The sequence below is a fragment of the Magnetospirillum fulvum genome, from assembly GCF_900108475.1.
Taxonomy (GTDB): Bacteria; Pseudomonadota; Alphaproteobacteria; order Rhodospirillales; family Magnetospirillaceae; genus Phaeospirillum; species Phaeospirillum fulvum_A.
Map to the genome: position 1 here is coordinate 32,360 of NZ_FNWO01000005.1, position 19,318 is coordinate 51,677.

General features: G+C 65.6%; 19 protein-coding genes. 6 read left to right on the forward strand and 13 right to left on the reverse strand.

The genetic code is table 11. From position 1 onward, the window contains the following. Window positions 1-7 precede the first annotated feature (7 nt). Both nifV and nifW read left to right on the forward strand, forming a co-directional pair. Window positions 8-1,153 (forward strand): homocitrate synthase, encoded by a 1,146-nt coding sequence (gene nifV / locus BLW40_RS06990; RefSeq protein ID WP_074766933.1) that lies wholly within the window; start codon window positions 8-10, stop codon window positions 1,151-1,153. A 16-nt stretch (window positions 1,154-1,169) separates the two neighbouring features. Next, the gene (nifW, locus tag BLW40_RS06995) at window positions 1,170-1,475 is read left to right on the forward strand and encodes a nitrogenase-stabilizing/protective protein NifW (RefSeq protein ID WP_074766935.1); all 306 of its coding nucleotides are present in this window, start codon (window positions 1,170-1,172) and stop codon (window positions 1,473-1,475) included. 65 nt (window positions 1,476-1,540) lie between these two features. Here nifW and BLW40_RS07000 read toward each other — a convergent pair whose 3' ends face one another. The 12 genes from BLW40_RS07000 to BLW40_RS07055 all read right to left on the reverse strand — a co-directional run bounded on the left by BLW40_RS07000 (window position 1,541) and on the right by BLW40_RS07055 (window position 13,663). Beyond that, window positions 1,541-2,038, reverse strand: coding sequence for a dihydrofolate reductase (locus BLW40_RS07000; RefSeq protein ID WP_074766937.1), 498 nt, complete (start codon window positions 2,036-2,038; stop codon window positions 1,541-1,543). Further along, window positions 2,035-2,829, reverse strand: coding sequence for a thymidylate synthase (locus tag BLW40_RS07005; protein WP_074766939.1), 795 nt, complete (start codon window positions 2,827-2,829; stop codon window positions 2,035-2,037). The genes BLW40_RS07000 and BLW40_RS07005 overlap by 4 nt, the downstream gene beginning before the upstream one ends. A 67-nt stretch (window positions 2,830-2,896) precedes the next feature. After that, window positions 2,897-3,853 carry an SLAC1 anion channel family protein gene (locus BLW40_RS07010; RefSeq protein ID WP_074766941.1) on the reverse strand — a complete coding sequence of 319 codons (957 nt, stop codon included), beginning with the start codon at window positions 3,851-3,853 and terminating at the stop codon, window positions 2,897-2,899. A gap of 118 nt (window positions 3,854-3,971) precedes the next feature. Continuing rightward, entirely contained in the window at window positions 3,972-4,634 is a 663-nt protein-coding gene (gene gmk, locus BLW40_RS07015) for a guanylate kinase (RefSeq protein ID WP_074766942.1), read from the reverse strand. A 1-nt stretch (window position 4,635) separates the two neighbouring features. After that, window positions 4,636-7,221 (reverse strand): bifunctional aconitate hydratase 2/2-methylisocitrate dehydratase, encoded by a 2,586-nt coding sequence (acnB, locus tag BLW40_RS07020; RefSeq protein WP_074766944.1) that lies wholly within the window; start codon window positions 7,219-7,221, stop codon window positions 4,636-4,638. Window positions 7,222-7,788: 567 nt separating this feature from the next. Continuing rightward, window positions 7,789-9,561: a phosphoenolpyruvate--protein phosphotransferase gene (gene ptsP / locus BLW40_RS07025; protein ID WP_074766946.1), complete on the reverse strand. Its 1,773-nt coding sequence runs from the start codon at window positions 9,559-9,561 to the stop codon at window positions 7,789-7,791. A 58-nt stretch (window positions 9,562-9,619) separates the two neighbouring features. Then, the gene (locus BLW40_RS07030; RefSeq protein ID WP_074766948.1) at window positions 9,620-9,898 is read right to left on the reverse strand and encodes an HPr family phosphocarrier protein; all 279 of its coding nucleotides are present in this window, start codon (window positions 9,896-9,898) and stop codon (window positions 9,620-9,622) included. Further along, window positions 9,895-10,302, reverse strand: coding sequence for a PTS sugar transporter subunit IIA (locus tag BLW40_RS07035; RefSeq protein WP_074766950.1), 408 nt, complete (start codon window positions 10,300-10,302; stop codon window positions 9,895-9,897). The genes BLW40_RS07030 and BLW40_RS07035 overlap by 4 nt, the downstream gene beginning before the upstream one ends. Before the next feature lie 82 nt (window positions 10,303-10,384). Further along, the gene (gene rapZ / locus BLW40_RS07040) at window positions 10,385-11,323 is read right to left on the reverse strand and encodes an RNase adapter RapZ (protein WP_074766953.1); all 939 of its coding nucleotides are present in this window, start codon (window positions 11,321-11,323) and stop codon (window positions 10,385-10,387) included. Next, window positions 11,320-11,757 carry an HPr kinase/phosphorylase gene (locus BLW40_RS07045; protein ID WP_074766955.1) on the reverse strand — a complete coding sequence of 146 codons (438 nt, stop codon included), beginning with the start codon at window positions 11,755-11,757 and terminating at the stop codon, window positions 11,320-11,322. The genes rapZ and BLW40_RS07045 overlap by 4 nt, the downstream gene beginning before the upstream one ends. A 70-nt stretch (window positions 11,758-11,827) precedes the next feature. Then, on the reverse strand, window positions 11,828-12,058 hold the full coding sequence (locus BLW40_RS07050) for a hypothetical protein (RefSeq protein ID WP_074766957.1): 231 nt from the start codon (window positions 12,056-12,058) through the stop codon (window positions 11,828-11,830). Between the two features lie 57 nt (window positions 12,059-12,115). After that, window positions 12,116-13,663, reverse strand: a complete 1,548-nt coding sequence (locus BLW40_RS07055) for a sensor histidine kinase (protein ID WP_244511087.1) — start codon at window positions 13,661-13,663, stop codon at window positions 12,116-12,118. Window positions 13,664-13,902: 239 nt separating this feature from the next. Here BLW40_RS07055 and BLW40_RS07060 point away from each other — a divergent pair, with 239 nt between their 5' ends. From BLW40_RS07060 to BLW40_RS07075, 4 genes are read left to right on the forward strand one after another with little or no spacing between them, the layout of a single operon-like run. Then, window positions 13,903-15,246, forward strand: coding sequence for a PP2C family protein-serine/threonine phosphatase (locus tag BLW40_RS07060; RefSeq protein ID WP_074767459.1), 1,344 nt, complete (start codon window positions 13,903-13,905; stop codon window positions 15,244-15,246). Continuing rightward, a complete protein-coding gene (locus BLW40_RS07065) occupies window positions 15,243-16,046 on the forward strand; it encodes an ATP-binding protein (RefSeq protein ID WP_074766959.1) in 804 nt (267 codons plus the stop codon). The genes BLW40_RS07060 and BLW40_RS07065 overlap by 4 nt, the downstream gene beginning before the upstream one ends. 18 nt (window positions 16,047-16,064) lie before the next feature. Next, window positions 16,065-16,385, forward strand: a complete 321-nt coding sequence (locus BLW40_RS07070; protein WP_083386679.1) for an STAS domain-containing protein — start codon at window positions 16,065-16,067, stop codon at window positions 16,383-16,385. Window positions 16,386-16,436: 51 nt separating this feature from the next. Continuing rightward, window positions 16,437-18,146, forward strand: a complete 1,710-nt coding sequence (locus BLW40_RS07075) for a methyl-accepting chemotaxis protein (protein WP_074766961.1) — start codon at window positions 16,437-16,439, stop codon at window positions 18,144-18,146. 57 nt (window positions 18,147-18,203) lie between these two features. Here BLW40_RS07075 and BLW40_RS07080 read toward each other — a convergent pair whose 3' ends face one another. Then, the gene (locus BLW40_RS07080; protein WP_074766963.1) at window positions 18,204-19,196 is read right to left on the reverse strand and encodes a TAXI family TRAP transporter solute-binding subunit; all 993 of its coding nucleotides are present in this window, start codon (window positions 19,194-19,196) and stop codon (window positions 18,204-18,206) included. Between the last annotated feature and the right edge of the window lie 122 nt (window positions 19,197-19,318).

A 19,318-nucleotide genomic window follows, 5' to 3' on the forward strand; every position in this document is an offset into this window, starting at 1 on the left:
CCCGGCGATGTCGGCGCGCCCCTCCATCGTCGTAAACGACACCACGCTGCGCGACGGCGAGCAAACCGCCGGCGTCGCCTTCCGTCTGTCCGAGAAGCTGGCGATCGCCCGCGCCCTCGACGCCGCCGGAATCCCCGAAATCGAGGCTGGCATTCCGATGATGGGCGAGGACGAACAGGCCGGTCTCCGCGCCGTCGCCGCGCTGGGGCTGAAAGCCCGGCTGATCGCCTGGTGCCGGATGCGCGAAGACGATCTCGCCGCCGCGGCAAAGTGCGGTCTGTCGATCGTCAATCTGTCGATCCCGGTGTCCGATCTGCAATTGTCGGCCAAGTTGGGGCGTGACCGCGCCTGGGCGCTGGACCATATCGACTACTCGGTGCGCCGGGCCTGCGCGATGGGGTTCGAGGTGCTGGTCGGCGGCGAGGATTCGTCGCGGGCCGATCCCGGCTTCCTGATCCAGGTGGTCCAGACTTGCGAGGCCGCCGGAGCCCGGCGCTTCCGCTTCGCCGACACGATGGGGATCATGGAACCGTTCGGCGTTTACGAGCGCTTCACCGCGCTCCGCGCCGCGACCGGGATCGAGCTTGAGATTCACGCCCACGACGATCTGGGGCTGGCCACCGCCAACTCGCTCGCGGCGGTCAAGGGCGGCGCAACCCATGTCAGCACCACCGTCAACGGATTGGGCGAACGGGCTGGCAATGCGCCGCTGGAAGAGGTCGTCATCGCCCTCGACCACCTCTACGGGCTGGCCACCGGAATCGACAAACGCTCGCTCGGACCGGTGTCGCAATTGGTCGCAATCGCCTCGGGACGCCCGGTCCCGGCCAACAAAAGCATCGTCGGCGACGCCGTCTTCACCCACGAATCCGGCATCCATGTCAGCGGCCTGCTGCGCGACCGCCGCACCTATCAGGCGCTCGACCCGCACGAACTCGGCCGCGACCACCGGCTGGTGCTGGGCAAGCATTCCGGCCTGACCTCGGTGCTGCACGCCTGCCACGAAGCCGGTCTGGAAATCGACACCCCCGGCGCACGGCGGATGCTGGCCCAGGTGCGCCGCCATGCCGACCGCACCAAGACCATTCCCACCCTCGACGACCTGAGGCGCTTTCACCGCGATGCGGTCAGTGCCTCGGTCGCCCCGATCTAAAAGGAGCCTGAAAGCGATGATTCTCGAAACCCTGGCCAAGCTGTCCAGTGCCGAGCAGTTCTTCGACACGTTGGGCGTCCCCTACGACCCTCGGGTGATCGGCAACAGCCGCCTCCACATCCTGAAGCGGTTCCGCGATCTGATCCGCACCACCGATATCGAGGGCCTCAACGACGACGAGACCACCGCCGTCTGTCGCGCCGCGCTGATCCAGGCCCACGACGATTTCGCCGAAGGGCGCGGCCCCAAGACGTTCAAGGTGTTCCGCGACGCCCATCCCGGCTTCGTGCCGCTGGGCGAAATCCGTCGGGTCGCGGTGTAGAATGTGTCGGTACGCTTTTGTGGCTCGTCACCCCCGGGCTTGACCCGGGGGACGATGGCCGGGTCTTAACGCCCGGCTCTCCGCTCCAGCACGACGAAGGCGTAGGCGGGATCGCCGTCATGCGCCTCGCGGGCGACCTCGACCCACCCGGCGCGGTCGAAGGCGGGAAAGACGGTGTCTCCCGCGTAATCGCGGGCGATTTCGGTCAGGTAGATCCGCCCGACCCGGGGCAACGCCTCGGCGAAGATCAGCGCCCCGCCGATCACCATCGCCTCGACCCCGGGTGCCTGCGCCTCGGCCAGGGCCAAGGCGTGGTCGAGCGAGTCCGCCACCACCGCGCCCTCGGCGCTCCAGCCCGGTTGACGGGTCAGCACGATATTCAGCCGCCCCGGCAGCGGACGCCCAAGCGAGTCCCAGGTGCGCCGCCCCATGATCACCGGCTTACCCAGCGTCGTCCGCTTGAACCAGCGCAGATCCTCGGGGATATGCCAGGGCAGTTGGTTGTCGCGACCGATGATACCATTGGCGGCCATCGCGACGATCAGCGAGGGCGCGGCGCTCATACCGCCACCTCCGCCTTGATGTGGGGATGGGGGTCGTAGCCCTCGATCTCGATATCGTCGATGGTAAAGCCGAACAGATCGTCGATTGCCGGGTTGAGGCGCAGGCGCGGCAGCGGCCGGGGCGCGCGGGTCAATTGAAGATCGGCCTGCTCGAGGTGGTTGAGGTAAAGGTGGGCATCGCCCAGGGTGTGGATGAACTCGCCCGGCTGCAATCCGGTGACCTGGGCCACCATGTGGGTCAGCAGCGCATAAGAGGCGATGTTGAACGGCACCCCCAGGAAGACGTCGCCGGAGCGCTGATAAAGCTGGCAGGACAGCCGCCCCGCCGCGACGTGGAACTGGAACAGGCAATGGCAAGGCGGCAAGGCCATGTCGGCGATTTCGGCGACGTTCCAGGCCGAAACGATCAGACGACGCGAGTCGGGATTGCGTTTGATCTGCTCGACCAGTTGGGCGATCTGGTCGATGACCGCGCCGTCGCGGCCCGGCCACGAGCGCCATTGCTTGCCGTAGATCGGACCCAATTCGCCGTTTTCGTCGGCCCACTCGTCCCAGATCGAGACGTTGTTGGCCTTCAGATAGGCGATGTTGGTCTCGCCCTTCAGGAACCACAGCAATTCGTGAAAGATCGAGCGGGTGTGGAGCTTCTTCGTCGTCAGCAGCGGAAAGCCGTCGGCGAGGTCGAACCGCATCTGGTGGCCGAACACCGACAGGGTGCCGGTGCCGGTGCGGTCGCCCTTCGGCGTTCCCTCGCTGCGGATGCGGCGAAGCAGATCAAGATAATGTTGCACGCGAACGAAGCTCCCGGTCGGTCAGCGCGGCACTTTAGCCTGCCGGGTGCGCCAAGATCAACGCGCCCTAAGCTTCGGGTCGGCAGATCTCGTTCCGAAACACCGCCAGCACGGTGCGGGCGAACAGCCCGGCGATCAACAGCGACAGCAATCCGCTCAGCCCCACCCCGGCCCAGACATACACCGTCGTCCCGGTCTTTTCCCCCATCACCATCGTCGCGATCGAGAACGCCGCCAGCGGGAAGGAATAGGCCCACCAGGACAGGGTGAAGCCGAGGCCGGAGAAACGGGGCACCTGCACCATCAGCAGCAGGAACAGGAATACAGCGGCGAAATAGAGTAGGCGGGCGAAGGAATCGATTCCGCCGGTCAATGCGACCCAGGCGATGAAGCCGACCGAGGGCGGGGCCAAAAGAATGAACAGGGTCGGCACCAGCTTGCCCGGCAGCGGGGTGTGGAAGATCAGCCGGTAGAACACGATCGTCAGCAGCACCAGCCAGAACAGCAGGCCGATGGCAAAGAAGAACCACGACAGATCGGCGGGGGCGAAATTGACTCCGGCGATCGGCACGACGATGTTGCCGACGACGGGAATGAACCAGGCCGGGTTGGAATGAGCGATCTCGTAATGGGTCTGGTTGATCCAGGACGACATCACCGCGATCGTCAGCAGCAGATGCGCCCCGGCCCCCACCCCCCACAACAGACGGGCAAGGTCGAGATCGACCGGCTGGGCGGCGGTGCCGAGCAGGATCAGCCCGACCGAGATGGTGGGAAAGAAGCTGATCCGCACCGGGTGGCGCCATTCCTCGGCAATCGCGGCGGGATAGCGGACCAGTTTCAGCAGATAGAGTCCGGCCAGCACGACAAACAGCGCGAGCGACAATGCGAACAGACCGAGACTGATTCCATCGCCCAGGCTCAGCGTTTTTTCCAGCTTGTGCAGGGCGATGGTCAACCCCGACATCCCCATCACCGTGGAGAAAAACGAAACCGGAAAATCGTGCAGACGTGACGAAGCCATTGCGGAACCTTTCACCCGGGCCTTCAGCCATCGGTGAACAAAGGATACATTAGATATACTGAATATACAAGAGGCCCTGACCGGGACCGGGGCCAGAGCGGCCCCGCCCCTACCCGCCTTAACCGCCCGAATCGCGGTCGAGTCCGCGCAGGCGGTTGACGAAGGCGGGCAGACCGGCCTGACGCTCGCGCTTCAAGCGGGCGGCGGCGAGGATCGAGCGGACCTCGCCGATCGAGGTTTCCAGGTCGGAATTGACGACGATGTAATCATATTCCGGCCAATGGCTCATTTCGTCGCCCGCTTTGGCCATCCGCTCGGCGACGACATCGGCGGAATCGAGCCCGCGCCCGCTGAGACGACGGTGCAATTCCTCGAGCGACGGCGGCAGGATGAACACCGAGACCAGATCGGCCCGGGCGTTCTGGGCCAATTGCTGGGTACCCTGCCAGTCAATGTCGAACAGCACGTCCTTGCCCCCGGCCAGGGTCGCCTCGACCGGAGCGCGGGGGGTGCCATAGTAATTGCTGAAGACACGGGCATGTTCGAGGAACTCGCCCGCCTCGACCATCCGGTGAAACCGATCGACATCGACGAAATGGTAATCCTTGCCGTCGATTTCGCCCGGCCGGGGCGACCGGGTGGTGGCCGAGACCGACATCGAAATGCCGGTCTCGCGCTCCAGCAAAGCCCGCGAGATGGTGGTCTTGCCCGCGCCCGAGGGCGAGGACAGGACCAGCATCAGACCGCGACGGGCAACCGCCCTCAGCTCGTTTCCCGACATGCTACAGCGTCACCGTGGCGGCGACGTCGCGGAAGGCCGGGATCTGGTCGAAGTTCATGTAGCGATAGATGTCGCCCGCCTTGGCGTTGACCACCGCGACCTGCTCCATGTACTCGGCGACGGTCGGAATCCGGCCGAGCAGGGCGCAGACGGCGGCCAGTTCGGCCGAGCCGAGATAGACCCGGGTGTCGATCCCCAGACGGTTGGGGAAGTTGCGGGTCGAGGTCGACATCGCGGTCGCACCCTTGCGGATCTGGGCCTGGTTGCCCATGCACAGCGAACAGCCGGGCAGTTCCATCCGGGCTCCGGCCCGACCCAGGATGCCGTAATAGCCTTCCTCGGTCAGGATCATCTGATCCATCTTGGTCGGCGGCGCGATCCACAGCCGGGTCGGGATATCGGTCTTGCCTTCCAGCACCCGACCGGCGGCGCGGAAATGGCCGATATTGGTCATGCACGAGCCGATAAACACTTCGTCGATTTTGTCGCCCGCGACCTCGGACAGCAGCTTGACGTCGTCGGGATCGTTGGGGCAGGCCAGCACCGGCTCGGTGATCTCGGCCAGATTGATCTCAATCACGGCTGCGTAATCGGCGTTAGGATCGGGGGCCAGCAGCTTGGGATCGGCGATCCACGCTTCCATCGCGCGGATACGACGCTCCAGGGCACGGCGGTCCTCATAGCCCTCGGCGATCATCCACTTCATCAAGGTGATGTTCGAGCGCATGTACTCGATGATCGGGGCCGGGCCGAGATGGACGGTGCACCCGGCGGCGGAGCGTTCGGCCGAAGCGTCGGTCAGTTCGAACGCCTGTTCGATCTTAAGGTCGGGCAGACCCTCGATTTCGAGGATGCGGCCGGAGAAGACGTTCTTCTTCCCCTTCTTCTCGACGGTCAGCAGACCCTGGCGGATCGCATAAAGCGGAATCGCATTGACCAGATCGCGCAGCGTCACGCCGGGCTGGAGCGTACCCTTGAAGCGAACCAGCACGCTTTCCGGCATATCGAGCGGCATCACGCCCGTAGCGGCGGCAAAGGCGACCAGACCGGAACCGGCCGGGAAGGACAGGCCAATCGGGAAACGGGTGTGCGAATCGCCGCCGGTGCCCACCGTGTCGGGCAGCAGCAGACGGTTCAGCCAGGAATGGATCACCCCATCGCCGGGACGAAGCGACAGGCCGCCGCGGGTCGAGATGAAGCCGGGCAGTTCGTGGTGGGTCTTGACATCGACCGGCTTGGGATAAGCGGCGGTGTGGCAGAACGACTGCATCACCATGTCGGCGGAAAAGCCGAGGCAGGCGAGGTCCTTCAACTCGTCCCGCGTCATCGGGCCGGTGGTGTCCTGCGAGCCGACGGTGGTCATGCGGGGTTCGCAATAGGTGCCGGGACGCATCCCCAGACCTTCCGGCAGACCGCAGGCGCGACCGACGATCTTCTGCGCCAAGGAATAGCCCTTGCCGTTATCCTTCGGCACGGCGGGAAGGCGGAACAAGGTGCTGGCGGGCAGGCCCAGCGCATCACGCGCCTTCGCGGTCAGGCCCCGGCCGATGATCAGCGGAATCCGGCCGCCGGCGCGGACTTCGTCGAAGATCACCTCGGACTTCACCTTGAACTCGGCGATGACCGTGCCGTCCTTCAGCGCCTTGCCCTCATAGGGGCGCAGTTCGATGACGTCGCCCATCTCGAACGCCGAGACGTCGAGTTCGATCGGCAGCGCGCCCGCATCTTCCATCGTGTTGTAGAAGATCGGCGCGATCTTGGTTCCCAGACAGACGCCGCCAAAGCGCTTGTTGGGGACATAGGGAATATCGGTCCCGGTGTACCACAGCACCGAATTGGTCGCCGATTTGCGCGACGAGCCGGTGCCGACGACATCGCCGACATAGGCGACAAGGTGACCCTTGGCGGTCAGCGCCGCCAACTGGCGCAGCGGGCCGCGCGCGCCGGGCTCGTCCGGTTCGATCCCCGGACGGGGGTTCTTCAGCATCGCCAAAGCGTGCAACGGGATGTCGGGGCGGCTCCAGGCGTCGGGCGCGGGCGACAGATCGTCGGTGTTGGTCTCGCCCGAGACCTTGAACACGGTGACGGTCAGGCTTTCCGGCACCTGCGGGCGCGAGGTGAACCATTCCGCCTCGGCCCACGATGTCATCACCGATTTGGCGTTGGCGTTGCCGCCCTCGGCCAGGGCGCGGACGTCGTGGAAGAAATCGAACACCAGCAGGGTGGTCTTCAGCCCCTCGGCGGCGATCGCGCCGACCTCGGCATCGGCCAGAAGGTCGATCAGCGGCTTGACGTTGAACCCACCCAGCATCGTACCGAGCAATTCGGTGGCCCGGGCGCGGCTGATCGCCGCATTGGCCTCGGTGCCCTTGGCGACGGCGTCGAGGAACGCGGCCTTGACCCGGGCGGCGTCGTCAACCCCGGCGGGCACCCGACAGGCCAGCATCTCGGCCAAGGTCTCGGCCTCGCCTGGGGGGGGATTGCGCAACAGGGCGACCAATTGCTCGGTCTCGGCCGCCGTCAGCGGAAGGGGGGGAATCCCGAGTGCAGCGCGCTCGGCGACATGCTGGCGATAGGCTTCAAGCACGACCAAATCCTCTCGTCATCTCGTCTTTTGATGCAGCCCGTGGCGGGCGGTCGAAACCGCTGCCCCCGGCGAGCCGCCGCAGGACACTACCCCTAAGTGGGGGTTTGTTGGCGTAAAAACTACCCTGAAACAGGGCGAGGACGGAAGACGCTATCCGTATAAGCCGCCTCGATCTCCCATCAAATCGCCACAATCTCACGCAAAGATATACTCACCTTCTCGGAGGCCGCCAGATCCCTCCCGCCCCCAAAAGCAGGCGGCTCCGGGCAAAAGCGGCGGTCGGCGCACCCCACTCCCCCTCTCGCGTCGGCCGCCGCACCATCTTTCACCGCCTCAATCGCCGACGCGACCTCCGGTCGCTTGGCTCGTTACACGCCCCTCAATCGCCGGGCGCGACCTCCGGTCGCTTGGCTTTCGCGCCATGAGGCGCGGGCGCTCAACGCGCCAGTCGCTGCGCTCGTTACACGCCCCTCAATCGCCGGGCGCGACCTCCGGTCGCTTGGCTTTCGCGCCATGGGGCGCGGGCGCTGTTCGCGCCAGTCGCTCCGCTCCACCTCAATCGTTGACTTAGAGCTCACACCGTCCATCGGCATGGCACGAATCGACCAGCGCCGAAATCCGGGCCGAATCGGATTCCGCCATCACGGCGCGGGCACAGAGTTCAGCGGCCCCCTGATCTATTTCGTGAATCCGTTGTTTCACCATCGGCAGATTGTTGGTGCTCATCGACAGATCGCGAATCCCCAGCCCCAGCAACAGCGCGGTATAGCGCGGATCGCCCGCCATCTCGCCGCAGACGCACAGCGGGATCCCCGCCTTGGCGGCGGCGTCGGCGGCGAACTGGATCAGCCGCAGCACCGCCGGATGCAGCGGGTTGAACAGATGCGCCACCGCCTCGTCCGAGCGGTCGATCGCCAGGGTGTATTGGGTCAGATCGTTGGTGCCGATCGCGAAGAAATCGGCTTCGGCGGCAAGCGAATCCGCTGCCAGCGCCGCGCCGGGAATCTCGATCATCGCTCCCAGCGGCGGCGGCGGATCGGATACCGGAAGTCCGGCGGCGATCAGCCGGGCCAAGGCGCTGTCCATCATCTTGCGGGCGGCGCGCAATTCCTCGACCGTCGCCACCATCGGAATCAGAATCCGTACCGGACCATGGGCCGAGGCGCGCAGGATCGCCGAAAGCTGGGTCTCCAGCAATTCGGGCCGGGCCAGTCCCAGCCGGATCGCCCGCAGGCCCAGTGCCGGATTGGGACCGATCGAACAGCCCAGCGCCGGAGCCAGTTTGTCGCCCCCGGCATCGAACGTCCGCACCGTCAGCCGCCGTCCCCCCAGCCGCTCGATCAATTCGCGCAGCAGGTGATATTGCTCGTCCTCCGAGGGAACGTCCTCGCGGTTCATGTACATGAACTCGCTCCGCAGCAGGCCAATTCCCTCGGCCCCGGATTCCAGCACCGCCGCCACCTCGGCCGGAAGCTCCATGTTGGCCTGAAGCAGAATCCGGGTGCCGTCGCGGGTTTCGGCGGGAACATCGCGCAGACGGGCCAGAGCACGGCGCGCGCGCAGACAATCCGCCCGCTTCTTGCGGTAATGCGCCATCGTCGTTGCCGACGGGTTGATCACCACCACGCCGCCGGTGCCATCGACGATGATCGGCTCGCCGCCGCGCAACCCGCGCAACAAACCGCTGACCCCCAGCACGGTGGGCAGACCCAGCGAGCGGGCCATGATCGCGGTATGGCTTTCGGCCCCGCCGACGACGGTGGCCAGCCCGGCGACCCGGCGCGGATTGAGCAGCGCGGTATCGGCGGGAGTCATCTCCTCGGCCAGAATCACCGCGTTGCGGGGCAGATCGGTAAAGGGACGATAGGGCGTATGGGTCAGGCTGCGCAGCAGACGGCGGCCGATATCCTTGATGTCGGCGACGCGGGCAGCGAGATAGGCGTCTTCCATCGCTTCGAAACCACGGACGATCTCGGCGATCTCCTGCTGCACCGCCGCCTCGGCATTCAGCAGCTTTTGCGCAATCCGGTGCTGAACCCCGCGCGTCAGCCGCGACCCTTTCAGCATCTGGCGATAGGCGTCGAGCAGATAGCCCATCTCCTCGGCGGCAGCCCCGCCGAGATCGACCGCTTTTTCCTGCAATTGCTCGACCTGACGCGCCGCGCCCGCCACCGCCTCGGCGAACCGCTCGCATTCCCCTTCGACCTGATCGGGTTCGATCCGCCGCTCCGGTACCTTGATCGTCCCGGCATCGTGCGGAAAGACGACGCCGATGGCGACTCCCCGGGCGATCGCCAAGCCTTCCAGTACGATCTCGTCCTCTGCGGCCCGGATCGTCATCCCCCACCTCACCTGTTGCAATCTCGACCGCCGTTAACCCGGCGGCGATTTATTGGGATCAGTCTTCGTCGAACTTGCGATCGACAAGATCGGTCAGCGCGTCCAGCGCCGCCTGGGCGTCGGCCCCCTGGGCCGAAATCTCGATGCTGCATCCCGGCGCCGCCGCCAGCATCATCAGCCCCATGATCGAAATGCCCGACACCTCGGTCCCGCGATGACCGACGGTGACCTGGGCGTTGAAAGTCGCGGCCAGCTTGACGAACTTGGCGGCGGCCCGCGCATGCAGGCCGCGGCGGTTGGCAATAAGCGCCGTGCGGTGAAGACTCTCGCTACTCATCGACGATCCTGGGTCAGAAGCTTTGATGCCACATTGATATATTTCCGCCCGGCATCCTGGGCGCTGGCCACAGCTTCGGCCAAAGGCTCGGAATGGCGGACGCTGGCCAGCTTGATCAGCATCGGCAGATTGACCCCGGCGATCACCTCGACCCGGGCCTTGTCCATGATCGAGATCGCCAGATTCGACGGCGTGCCGCCGAACATGTCGGTCAGCAGAACCACCCCGGCGCCGTCGTCGCAACACGCAACGCTTTCCAGAATGTCGTTGCGCCGCTGCTCCATGTCGTCGTCGGGTCCGATACAGACCGCTCCGACATTGGGTTGCGGCCCGACCACGTGCTCCAATGCGGCGACGAGTTCGTCAGCCAGCCGCCCGTGGGTGACGAGAACCAGTCCGATCATCTCCACCCCCCTGTTACGCCGGGACACCAGCCGGAACGGCCGCCCGGACGCGAGTCCGATAAATTCCGAATCCCCCGTTGTCTCATCCCCCGGCTCCCTCGTCGAGTTCACGGTGGCGCAGATCGACCCGTTCGCCCCGGCCGCGCAACCAATCTGCGATGCGTTCGGCCACCGCGACCGACCGATGACGGCCGCCGGTGCAGCCGATGGCGATGGTCAGATAGCTCTTACCCTCGGCGGCGAAGCGCGGCAACAGAGGGGCGAGCAACCCCGTCAGCGAATCGATATATGGCCCGAAAGCCGGATCGGCGGCGACATAATCCGCGACCGCCCGATCGCGCCCGGTCAGCGGGCGCAGATCGGTCCGGTAATGCGGGTTGGTCAGGAAGCGGGCGTCGAACACCAGATCGGCCTCGCGCGGCAAGCCGTTGCGATAAGCAAACGAGGTGACGAACACCACCAGCCCGCGATCAATCGCCAACCCGAAATGTCCGCCCAAAACCCGCTTCAGCGCCGAGGGCGCCAGCCCGGTGGTATCGACCACCAGATCGGCGCGGGCGCGCAGCGGCAGCAGCAGGGCGCGCTCGTGATGGATGCCGTCCAGCAAAGGACGATCGACCGCCAGCGGATGACGGCGACGGGATTCGGTATAGCGGCGGCACAGCGCGTCGTCGTCGCAATCAAGGAACAGCAGTTCGACCTTGCGCCCGTTCTCGGTCATCAGGCGATCGACCGCGTCCAGCACCGGCTCGACCCCGAAATCGCGGGTGCGGATATCAATCCCCACCGCCAGCGGCCGCGACGAGCCCGAGCCCGACCGCACCAGATTGGCGACCAGCGACAGCGGCAGATTATCGACCGCCTCCCACCCCAGATCCTCCAGCCCCTTCAATGCCAGCGTCTTTCCCGCACCGGACAGGCCGGTGACGATCACCACGCGCCCGCTGCCGCAACAGGGCGGCACGGTCGGGGCCGGGGCGGGAGCCGCCGTCGGCTGATCGGACGAAGGAGGAAGGCTCATGACGACGCTATTATATCCCGCGTTGGCGAAAGCACCGCAAGGCGAACCTTCGCCGCCGCCGAAGCCTGAAACGCGATCAGATCGAGGCGCGGCAGCGCGACCCCCATCAAAACCGCCGCAGACGGTTCGGGCAACCGCTCGATCGCGCCCGCATCGCCGACCAGATCGACCACCAGCGCCACCGGAATCGGAGCCAGATAAGGCAGACGGAGAATCCCGACCCCGCGCGCCTCGATCAGCCCAGCGATCGTTTCAGGCGGACGGGCGACCACCCGGTCGCCGTCAAGCGCCAGCCAGGTCTGATCGTCGGCGACCAGACTCGCGCCACCATCGATCAGACGAAGCGCCAGATCGGACTTGCCGCTGCCCGGAACGCCCCGGATCAGCACGCCCTGGCCCGAAATCGCCACCGTGGTGCCATGAACAAGAAGCATCCGATCAGGGTGGCGGCCCCTTCGACCGAAGTCAATCCCGGAGAGCGAAAGAGAATAGAGCGGAACAGGCCTAAACCGGATCATTGCGGCGCAGCACGCCCGCATCGACCAGTTTGTTGACCAGATCGCCCATCGTCGTCAGCGATTTCAGGAACCCATCGACCGGCATCACCACCCGCTGGCGAACCTCCAGACGGCCCTGCCCTTCCTCGGTCGGCTCTAGCGACACCAGCTCGATCCGGACGATCCCGCCCGAAAAATCAACCCGGCCGACGCCGTCGGCGAACACTTCTGCCGTCATTCAAAGACCTCCTGCGGTTTAGGTTTGGACACGCCTCGCGGCAGCCTGCGGACGCGGTCATTCCTGCGGCGAAGAGGCGGCAAGGCCCCGTCTGGGCAAGGCGACCAGGAAGCGGCTGCCGACATCGGGCTCGGACTCGGCCCAGATCCGGCCGCCGTGATGCTCGGCGATCTTGCGGCAGACGGCAAGGCCGATCCCGGTGCCATCGACCTTGTCGCGGCTCACCAGCCGCTGGAAGATGCCGAACACCCGGGTCAGGTCGGCCTCGGCGATGCCGATTCCGTTATCCTCGACCGTAACCACCCATTCGTCGCCAGCATCGCGGTTGCTGACCACGACCCGGGGCGGATGACCCGAACGGGCATAGGCGATCGCGTTGCCGATCAGATTCTGGAACAGCCGCATCAGTTCGAGGCGGTCGCCGAGGCAGACCGGCAACGATCCCTCGATCCGCACCTCGGCCCCGGACTCGGCGATGGCGACTTCGAGATGGCGCAGGCTGTCGCGCAGAGCGTCGCCCAGATCGACCGGCTCCATCTGGCTCGTCACCCGGCCGATGCGGGAATATTGCAGCAGATCGACAATCATCCGGTCCAGCCGCTTGGCCCCATCCAGGGCAAAGCCAAGGAATTGGTGGGTCTCGACGTCGAGCACCGGAGCCAGCCGCTTTTCCAGCAGACCGAGATAGGCGCTGATCATCCTGAGTGGCTGGCGCAAATCGTGGCTGGCGACATAAGCGAATTGTTCGAGTTCGTCGTTCGAGTGACGCAATTCCTCGACCAGCGCCGCCAGCCGGGCTTCGTTGCGTTTCTGCGAGGTGATGTCGGACTTGATCGCGAGATAATTGGTGACGTGTCCCTCGACATTCTGGATCGGCTGGATCGAGGCGTTTTCCCAATACAATTCGCCGTCCTTGCGGCGGTTGATCAGTTCACCATCCCATTGCCGCCCAGCGGACAGATCCCGCCACATCGCCTCGAACGTGCCGGGCGGGTTCAGACCGGAATTGAGGATGCGGGGATTCTGCCCGATCGCCTCGACAGCGGTATAACCGGTCACCTGGATGAATTTGAGGTTCACATACTGGATCTTGCCCTCAAGATCGGTGATGACGATCGAGGCTGGACACTGTTCGACCGCGCGCGACAGCATGTGCATCCGGTGCGCGCGCGACACCGCCGAGGTGATGTCGGCCCCGGCACCGTAATACCCGGCAAAGCAGCCGTCTTCGACAAAGCGGGGGCTGCCGCTGATCTTGATCCAGCGGACGTGGCCCTCGCCGTCCTGCTGCCAGTATTTGAAATCGCGGAAGGAGTGCCGGGCGGCAAGGGAGTCGATGTGTTGCGGCCACAGGTCGGGATCGACCTCCATCGCCTCGCAGGCGACATCCCACGGCCGCCGCCCCATCGCGCTGGCGAGAGACAGGCCGGTTGCCGTCTCGAATCCTTCGGACAGCCAGACGATGCGGTGCTCGGAATCGGTCTCCCAGAACCAATCGGCGACCGTGGCGGCAAAGGCACGCGACCGGGTATCGGCGGCACGCAACGAGCGGCACTCAGCGGTAAGACGGGCAACCTCCGCCTCCAGTTCTGCGCGCCCTGGCACCGCGTTTTCCTCGGCTGGGTTTCCTGGACCGGACAGCTCGCCCACCTTTACGACCTTTTCGCCTGTTTTCCCCCGCACGGCGGGCAGGCTGACGCATCGCCCCGACTAACGGCAGGATACCCCGATGGAACACTCTTTTCATCCCTGATTCTTCTTGGCGGCAGGGCGCGATCCTGGACGCCGGTCAAGCGGGTGCCTTAGGATGAGTCCGTGAATTTTTTGTCATGGAGCCGGAATCGATGAGAACCGGAGGCGCGGTGCGAACCAATTCGACCCTGTCGCCGGGAGAGCCCGGCCAGGGCCGTCTGATCCGCTTGCCCAGCCGCACGGCGGGATGGCTGGATTCGCCCGGAGCCGATCCGGATCTGCCCTCGGTGCCGCCCCCGTTGCGGCCCGACCGGGATTCGCTGGCGGTACTGCTGGTCGAAGACGAGCTTGGCGACGCCCGGCTGGTTCAGCTCGCTTTGATGGAATGTCATCGGCCCGCCTTCGCCGTCACCCATGTCTCCACCCTGGCCGAAGCGATCGCCATCCTGGCGAATGGGACCGCCCTCGACGTCGTGCTGCTCGATCTCAGCCTGCCGGATTCGACCGGACTGGGCACGGTGGCACGGATGAAGGACGCCGCGCCGCGCATTCCGATCGTCATCATGACCGGAACCGACGACCAGCGTCTGGCTGCTGCCGCGCTGGAAGCCGGGGCACAAGATTATCTGGTCAAGAGCGACGACCCCGAGCGGACGGTCGGACGGGCGATTCGCTATGCCATCACCCGGATGGCCAGCCAGATCGAGCGCGAAACCCTGTTGCGCCGGATCGCCCAGCAACAGCGCACCCTGATGGCTGAAATCGACGCCGCCCGGGCGATGCAGTTCGACCTGCTGCCCCGGCCCGAACGGATCGATTCCCGCTTGGCCGAATTGGGGCTGGAGGTCGAAGCGTTCTTCGAGCCCTCGCTGGGGATCGGCGGCGATCTGTGGGGCTGTCTCGATTGCGGCGGCGACAAGATGAGCTTCTACTCATTCGACTTCACCGGCCATGGCATCGGAGCCGCCCTCAACGTCTTTCGGCTGCACGCTTTGATCAGCGACCGCTGGTCGCCGGAGCAGCCCCCGTCCGAGACGCTGCGGCTGTTGGGAATCGCCCTGCGCGGCCTGCTGGGACGCGGTCATTTCGCGACAATGTTCCTCTGTACGATTGATTGCCGTCGCGGCGAGATCGAATGGGCCTCGGCCGGAGCCCCCGCCCCGCTGATGATCGCCGACGGCGGCGTCCGCCTGCTCGACACCCAGGGCGTGCCGCTGGGCCTGTCCGCCGATCCGCGTTACCGCGACCATTGCGAACCGTTCCCCCCCGGGGCCGCTCTGATGATCTATAGCGACGCCATCACCGATGCGCCCCGCGAACAAGGCGACCTGTTCGGCGAGGCCGGATTGCTCGCCCTGGCCGAAGAGACGATCGCCCGCACCGGTCGGGCCGCGATCGCCGACCTGATCGACGGGTTCCTGGCCCGGGTCCGGATGCCGCTCGAAGACGACATGACCGCACTGGGAATCCGGCGACTGACGGAGGCGCCTCGATGATCCCGACCGCGTTCCCCGAGGTGAGGCGAGCCGCAGCCCCCGGCGTGCGGCTGATCGGATCGGTCGGGCAAACCAAGGATTTCGACCGCCAGTGCGCCCTGCTCGGGCTCTGTCCCACCGATGCGCCCGACCCCGATGTCAATGAAACGGGAGAGGTGTCCGCCCCCCTGCTCCAGGCCGGGGAAGCGACGATCGAGGCGATCCGCCACAGCCTGTCCCCGCCCTTCTGCGGCTTTCTGGAAACCGGGCCTGACGGCCTGACCGGAACCGGCCCTCGCTGTATCGAGACCGCCCTGGCTGGCGGTCTGGTTCTCTCGCTGACCGCGACCACCGCCTGCACGTTGCCGGTGGTCGAACTGGCCGCCGTCGCAATCCGGCGCCGACTGGCCCTGCCCGACGGCGAAGGGGCCGAACTGATGGAAATCTGTCTGGCCGAAGCGGTCAGCAACGCCGTCATTCACGGCAACCTGGAAATCCCCGATCACCTTCGCGCCACGCCCCGGGGGTTCGAATCGTTTCGCACCGTGATGCGGGAACGTCTCTGCAACCCAAGTATGGCCTTGCGTCGAATCGAAATTCACGTATTGCGTGCCACCTCAAGCTCGTTCACCCTTGCGGTATCGGACCAGGGGCGCGGGTTCAGCCTGGAGGATCAACTAAAAAAGGAAACGAGAGCCACCGCCCATAGCGGACGCGGTCTGGGGCTGATCCGGCGGGCCTGTGCTCAAATCGAATCGGAAGATGGGGGGCGAACTCTGGTGATGACCTTTCCGTGGCTGCGCGTCACGGCCAAGGATTGAGAGAGGGGGGAATGAAGGGTGGTCAAGCGGGGGATCCAGTACCGGCTCGAGGATAACGAAGACGGGCTGACCGTGACGCTCGAAGGTCGGCTCGACTTCGCGGCCGAACGGCAGTTTCTGGAATTGTTGTCCGATCTCGTCGTCTCGCATCGACGGCGGGTCCGGTTCGATCTGTCCGGTCTCAGCCATATCGATTCGGTCGGGCTGGGGCTGCTGTACATCGCCCGCGAGGATCTGGGCAGCGTCAATATCGCCCTTGATCTGGTGCGGCCGCGCGACACCGTGCTCAGGATGCTGGAACTGACGGAGACCACCAAGGTCTTCGCAATAACCCGGTAAACCGGGACGATTAAGAGTTCGAGAGAGAGAGTTCGAGAGAGGAGAGAGGGAATGAGGAAGGCCGGTTGGGGGGCGCTGCGATTGAGGCAGCGATTCATGGTCGTGATCGGGATGGGGGTCATCGTGATGGCGGCGGTGATCGTGATGTTCATCGCCCGCTATGACGAACGGGCGATGGAGCGCAAGCTGCACGAACTCAGCGTCAACGAAATGACCTCGCTGCACGCCCTGATCGTCAACGTGATGGCGACCCGCCCCGACGATTCCGACAATATCGGCATCAAGGTCTTCAACAAGTGGTTCGACAGCCGCAACACCGACTATGCCGGCAAGGTGTGGAGCGTGTGGGGGCCGAAGGTCACCGAATATATGAAGGATGCCGAGCCCGGCCGGCCCCCCAAGGCCCCGCAGGACGAGATCGACCGCGAGGCGCTGGCCACCGGCAAGCCGGTCGGCCGCTTCGTCGGCGATTTCTACCGCTATTCGCTGCCGATCGTGCTGGGGGTCACCGACGGTGCCAATCAGGAAGTCTGTCACACCTGTCACGGCGGGATGGGGATCGTCGATGGCGAGGTGATCGCGGTGCTGTCGAGTTCGCTGTCCACCGCGGCGGAACGGGCCGAGCTGCACACCATCATCTCCTGGCTGATCGGGTTCGGCATCGTCGCCACCATCGTCTCGGTGCTGGTGGTGCGCTGGATTCTGACCGGCGTCATCATCCGTCCGATCAACAGCATGTCGGCGCTGATGGACCGGCTCTCCAAAGGCGACATGTCGGTCTCGATCGAGGGGATCGAGCGGCAGGACGAAGTCGGCGACATGGCCCGGACCGTCCAGGTGTTCAAAGAGCACATGGTCGAGGCCGAGGGATTGCGCGCCAGCCAGGAAGAGGAGCGCAACCGCGCCTCGGCCCAGCGCGCCCAGGCCCGCCACGACATGGCCAACAATTTCGAGCACACGGTGAAATCAAAGGTCGCCCGCGTCGATGAATCGACCGCAGGCATCCGCAACACCGCCCAATCAATGGCCAACCGTTCGGAAAAGAGCGGCGGCCGCACCCTTGAGGTCAGCGAAGCGGCCGAGATCACCACCGAACGCGCGGCGGCGGTGTCGGAAGCGACCCGTCAGTTGGCCGAATCCGTCAACGAGATCGCCAAGCAGGTCAGCCATTCCTCGCGCATCGCCCAGAAGGCGGTCGAGGACGTCAACACCACCGCCCGCCAGATGGCCGGGCTGTCCGAGGCGGTGCGGGCGATCGGCAATGTCGTCAACCTGATCAACGACATTGCGGCCCAGACCAACCTGCTCGCGCTCAACGCCACCATCGAGGCGGCCCGGGCGGGCGAAGCGGGCAAGGGCTTTGCCGTCGTCGCGGGCGAGGTCAAACATCTCGCCAACCAGACCGCCAAGGCGACCGAGGAAATCTCGCAGCAGGTAGCGGCGGTGCAGCAATCGACCCGCGAGATGACCTCCAGCATCGAAGGCGTCGTCGAGACCATTCGCGAAATCGACGACATCTCGACCGCGATCGCCAGCGCGGTGCAGGAGCAGGAAGCCACCACCCGCGACATTGCCAGCAACATCACCGAGGTCGCCCACCAAGCCGGGGAAGTGTCGCGCAGCGTCACCCACCTGTCGAAGGCGTCGGCTCAGGCCTGTGCCGGAACGATCCGGGTGATCTGGAGCGCGAAGACCCTGGCCAACGTCGTTGCCGACCTCAACGACGAAGCCGACCACTTCCTGCAATCAGTGCGGAAGTAATCGACCAACCGACAACGATGCGGGGCCGCCTGTTCGGCACCCCGCATCGTTTCCCCCCTATTTCTTGCCGGATTTTTCGCCGTCCGTCGCTTCGGACGGATGGGCCGAAGCCCGCTCGACCCCGTCGTGCAGACGGATCGGGATGCCGTCGCGGCTGGCCTCGGCGCGGGTCAGGTCGTTCAGCACCGGATGCAGCCGGGTCAACGCCCCGAAATTAGCCCAGACCGTCCGCATCAGATCGGCGACCTCGTCGGCCGAGAGGCGGTTGGTGACCAGCAACGTCTTCATCCCCAGCGCGGGAACGTCGGATTTCTGGCCGTCATAGGTGCGGCCCGCGACGACAAAGCGGGCCACCCACGGGCTTTTGCGCAGGAACGACTCGACCGACTTGGCCCGGATCGGCACCATGGTCGCGCCGCAATCCTCGATCGCCGCCTGGACCTCGGTCATCGGATGAATCCCGGTGAACACCGCCGCGTCGATATTGCCCTGACACAGTTCCGACACCTGCTCGTTGAGATCGAGTTCGACCAGCACCGACAGGTCGCCCTGCGACAGCCCGGCGGCGTCCAGCACCGTTTCGGCCATCATCCGCTGGAACGAGCCGGGGCGGCCCAGATTGACCCGCTTGCCCTTCAGGTCGCCAACCTGCTCGATCCCCGAGCCGGGACGGCTTAGCACCACCGCGACTTCGCCGTGCAGGGCCATCAGCGCCCGCAAATCGCCCATCGGCCCGGCCTCGCGAAAGCCATCCTCTCCGGCGACGGCCAGTTGAGCCGCGCGCGACTGGACCAGGGCGAGATCGACCTCGCCCGCCTTAAGCGCCGACAGATTGGCCGCAGACCCCGAGGACGGCATCACCGTACAGCTCATGCCGCGCGGATGATCCTTGTTGATGACGCGGCACAGCGCACCGGCCACCGGGAAATAATAGCCGGTCACCTCGCCTCCGGCGATGACCAGCGGGCGGGATTCCGCCGCCAGGGCGGAGGGGGTCGCGAGGGCCAGACAGGCCGCCGTCAACAGCTTCGAGAACGGTCGCAGGATCACAACTCCTCCTTCAAACGGAGGGGATCATAGCCCCGCCCCGCCCCGCCCGAAAGAGGCCGATGCACCCGACAAGTCTCCCGGACCGAAACGGGGGAGTCCCGACTAAATGTGACGTAATTCAC

Coding starts and splice junctions, on each gene's coding strand:
- rapZ (WP_074766953.1), bottom strand. CDS start 11,323: ATGAGCCTTCCTCCTTCGTCCGATCAGCCGACGGCGGCTCCCGCCCCG.
- gmk (WP_074766942.1), bottom strand. CDS start 4,634: ATGTCGGGAAACGAGCTGAGGGCGGTTGCCCGTCGCGGTCTGATGCTG.
- ptsP (WP_074766946.1), bottom strand. CDS start 9,561: ATGACGATCCGGGCCGCAGAGGACGAGATCGTACTGGAAGGCTTGGCG.
- BLW40_RS07045 (WP_074766955.1), bottom strand. CDS start 11,757: ATGCTTCTTGTTCATGGCACCACGGTGGCGATTTCGGGCCAGGGCGTG.
- BLW40_RS07050 (WP_074766957.1), bottom strand. CDS start 12,058: ATGACGGCAGAAGTGTTCGCCGACGGCGTCGGCCGGGTTGATTTTTCG.
- BLW40_RS07010 (WP_074766941.1), bottom strand. CDS start 3,853: ATGGCTTCGTCACGTCTGCACGATTTTCCGGTTTCGTTTTTCTCCACG.
- BLW40_RS07000 (WP_074766937.1), bottom strand. CDS start 2,038: ATGAGCGCCGCGCCCTCGCTGATCGTCGCGATGGCCGCCAATGGTATC.
- BLW40_RS07060 (WP_074767459.1), top strand. CDS start 13,903: ATGAGAACCGGAGGCGCGGTGCGAACCAATTCGACCCTGTCGCCGGGA.
- BLW40_RS07075 (WP_074766961.1), top strand. CDS start 16,437: ATGAGGAAGGCCGGTTGGGGGGCGCTGCGATTGAGGCAGCGATTCATG.
- BLW40_RS07030 (WP_074766948.1), bottom strand. CDS start 9,898: ATGAGTAGCGAGAGTCTTCACCGCACGGCGCTTATTGCCAACCGCCGC.
- BLW40_RS07065 (WP_074766959.1), top strand. CDS start 15,243: ATGATCCCGACCGCGTTCCCCGAGGTGAGGCGAGCCGCAGCCCCCGGC.
- nifV (WP_074766933.1), top strand. CDS start 8: ATGTCGGCGCGCCCCTCCATCGTCGTAAACGACACCACGCTGCGCGAC.
- BLW40_RS07035 (WP_074766950.1), bottom strand. CDS start 10,302: ATGATCGGACTGGTTCTCGTCACCCACGGGCGGCTGGCTGACGAACTC.
- nifW (WP_074766935.1), top strand. CDS start 1,170: ATGATTCTCGAAACCCTGGCCAAGCTGTCCAGTGCCGAGCAGTTCTTC.